This is a genomic window from Candidatus Rhabdochlamydia sp. W815, assembly GCF_018642185.1.
In the GTDB taxonomy this organism is placed as follows: domain Bacteria; phylum Chlamydiota; class Chlamydiia; order Chlamydiales; family Rhabdochlamydiaceae; genus Rhabdochlamydia; species Rhabdochlamydia oedothoracis.
On the sequence record NZ_JAAVTY010000177.1, the window covers coordinates 1 to 1,463 of the forward strand.

Consider the following 1,463-nt stretch of genomic DNA (forward strand, 5'->3'; position numbering starts at 1 on the left):
AAATTTCATAATTGTAGATTCCAGCAATAAGATTGAACCGTAAACCAAACCTTTCTATATCTTTTGTTTTGCTCTTCCAATAAAATTAAGAGCATTTCTTCAAAAGTTTTTCGTTTCACTCCTATCAGTCTTCCATACTCGTTTAAATTCAAATTAAGAGTTTGAATATATAAACATTTTTATATAAAAAGATAACATCTCCTTGCAAGATAGACCAGTTTTTTCAAAAAAACCTAGTTATGCAATTCTTAATTTGAAATCAAACTAGTATACTTGCATAATAAACTTATGCTTATAAATATGTTTAAATATTAAAACATATTAATTTATTTTTAATTATCTTGTGTATTCTATTATAATGGAAGCAATTATACTATTAATATTTACAGATCTTTAACTTGTTTACAGATCTTTAACTTGGATGTTTAAATGACTTCTCCAATAGGTGACAATTTTCGTATTGAATCTTGTAATAATTTTTTACATAACAAGGATAAAGTAGCGAATAGTATTGAATCTTTTTTTGTTACAATTTCCACTCAACAATCTACAACCTCTCAAAATACTCACGAATATGAGATTAAAGACTCAGAATCCCTAATAAATCTTGCTAATAGGCTTATTCAGAATCGCGGTGCCTTTTCCATTCAGGATGACGAAGGTAAAATTTCTCAATATATTCAAAATTATGCGATTGAAAATGAGGACATCCGAATAGAGCTTGCTAAGCTTGCTATACAAAATAATCCATATAAAGCTTCTGAATTTATTCAGAACTATAAGATCAAAGATGAGAAAATACGAGTAGAACTTGCAACGCTTGCCGCTCAGAGGGATGGGAAAGGAATTTCTCAATACATTAAGAGATATGAGATTACAGATCAGAAAGCTCTAATTGAAATTGCAAAGCTTGCTGCTCAGAGGGATGGAAAAGGAGTTTCTTAATACATTAACAGATATAAGATTACAGATCAGGAGGCTCTAACAGAGCTTGCAAAGCTTGCTGCTCAGAATAATGGAGGAGGAACATCACAATACATTAAGGAATATGGGATTACAGGTCATGAAACTCTAATAGAGATAGCTAAGCTTGCTGCTCGGAGTGATGGAGAAGGAACATCGCAATACATTAAGGAATATGGGATTACAGATCCGGAAACTCTAATAGAGATTGCAAAGCTTGCTGCTCAGAGTTATCGAGGAGGAACATCGCAATACATTAAGGAATACCGCATTACCGAGCCAGAGGACTTGGTAGAGATTGCAAAGCTTGCTGCTCAGAGTGATGGAGGAGGAACATCGCAATACATTAAGGAATATGAGATTACAGATCAGGAAGCTCTAATAGAGATTGCAAAGCTTGCTGCTCAGAATAATATAAGGGAAATTTCTGAATTTATTCAGAATTACGGAATTAAAGATCAAAAATTTTTAATGACAGTTGCTGAACCTTGTGTTAAGAA

The 1,463-nt window shown here is 32.5% G+C and carries 2 protein-coding genes; both read left to right on the forward strand.

What is annotated here, in order from left to right; translation table 11 throughout:
* The first annotated feature begins 429 nt into the window (after window positions 1-429).
* Window positions 430-945 (forward strand): hypothetical protein, encoded by a 516-nt coding sequence (locus RHOW815_RS08045; protein WP_215217776.1) that lies wholly within the window; start codon window positions 430-432, stop codon window positions 943-945.
* Window positions 946-1,251: 306 nt separating this feature from the next.
* Window positions 1,252-1,463 (forward strand): hypothetical protein (locus RHOW815_RS08050; protein WP_215217777.1); only part of this gene is annotated, 212 nt, incomplete at its 3' end.